The 729-nt window shown below is 46.9% G+C and carries 1 tRNA gene and 2 rRNA genes; all 3 read left to right on the plus strand.

Annotation, left to right across the window (positions count from 1 at the left end):
- Positions 1–60 (plus strand): 16S ribosomal RNA (locus ACFSVM_RS00005); the annotation flags it as partial.
- A 158-nt stretch (positions 61–218) separates the two neighbouring features.
- Positions 219–294 (plus strand) — tRNA-Ala (locus ACFSVM_RS00010).
- Positions 295–483: 189 nt separating this feature from the next.
- Positions 484–729: ribosomal RNA gene (locus tag ACFSVM_RS00015) — 23S ribosomal RNA — on the plus strand; the annotation flags it as partial.

A 729-nucleotide genomic window follows, 5' to 3' on the forward strand; every position in this document is an offset into this window, starting at 1 on the left:
ATTGGGGTGAAGTCGTAACAAGGTAGCCGTATCGGAAGGTGCGGCTGGATCACCTCCTTTCTATGGAGTACTAGCTTCCTGTAGGGAAGCGTACATCGAGAGCATATGCTCGTTTCCTGCAATGGAAACATTCAAATATACGCACGACGAAAGTCGGCGGATTACTTTGCAATAGCAAAGCTTCATCATTCCATTTGTTCAGTTTTGATGGAACTTGAGGGGCCATAGCTCAGCTGGGAGAGCGCCTGCCTTGCACGCAGGAGGTCAGCGGTTCGATCCCGCTTGGCTCCACCATAAGATTCTGTCAATTAAATTTGTTCTTTGAAAACTAGATAAACGAAACAATTTTGCGATTTAGAAATATCCTTCTTACCTGAACTTGTGTTCAACAAGTGAAGTAAGAAAGTGCTTAGTGAGGTTTTTGGATGAAGAACGACTTTTGACGCAGTCGACTGGAGAGATTCAGCCAAAACACCGAACGTTGGTTAAGCTATTAAGAGCACACGGAGGATGCCTAGGCGCTAGGAGCCGATGAAGGACGTGGCGAACAACGATACTGCCTCGGGGAGCTGTACGCAAGCTTTGATCCGGGGATGTCCGAATGGGGAAACCCAGCTATCGTAATGGATAGTTATCTCCACCTGAATACATAGGGTGGCCAGAAGGCAGACCAGGGGAACTGAAACATCTAAGTACCTTGAGGAAGAGAAAACAATAGTGATTCCGTCA

Origin of the sequence: Paenibacillus shunpengii (assembly GCF_042684905.1) — a bacterium.
In the GTDB taxonomy this organism is placed as follows: domain Bacteria; phylum Bacillota; class Bacilli; order Paenibacillales; family Paenibacillaceae; genus Paenibacillus; species Paenibacillus shunpengii.